Source organism: Halorubrum sp. GN11_10-6_MGM (assembly GCF_005435165.1).
Classification (GTDB): domain Archaea; phylum Halobacteriota; class Halobacteria; order Halobacteriales; family Haloferacaceae; genus Halorubrum.
Window position 1 is genome coordinate 1 of record NZ_SGUC01000130.1, and the last position, 505, is coordinate 505.

Annotated in this window: 1 protein-coding gene; it reads right to left on the minus strand. The window is 61.8% G+C overall.

Features of this window, described 5'->3' with window-relative positions; genetic code table 11:
* Nucleotides 1-369, minus strand: a 369-nt coding sequence (locus EXE46_RS16380) for an FAD-dependent oxidoreductase (protein WP_158413972.1), incomplete at its 3' end; no start/stop codon positions are given.
* Nucleotides 370-505: the final 136 nt, after the last annotated feature.

Consider the following 505-nt stretch of genomic DNA (forward strand, 5'->3'; position numbering starts at 1 on the left):
GATCTCGACCGTGCGGTCATCGACGAACCGTCCGGTTCCCGAGAACAGGTCGTGGCTGTTCGAGGACTCCAGCCCGCAACGGATCGACTCCGAGCTTCCCGCGACGTCGTCGTTGACCTTCCGGACGATCTCCGCGAAGTCGATATCGGTCACCTCCGCCTTGATCTCGAACGCATCGGCGCCCTCGATCGTCTCCAGCACCTCTGCGTGATAGAGGAGCTGTTTCGAGGGGATACAGCCGCGGTTGAGACAGGTCCCGCCGAGCCGGCCCTCCTCGACGACCGCGACCGAGTTCCCCCGACCGGCCATCGCGTTCGCTACGTCCAATCCTGATCCAGACCCGATAACGAGGAAATCAAACTCTTGCATGGATTGATCGACGGGACCTACGGTCATCAACCCCGGTCCGTTGTGGCGTGAGTTGTACACGACCGCCCAGAACCGGTGTGCGAGCGTTTAGACGCCGAACGTTGTCACGAGAACGATTCCGCCGACGATCCCGAAG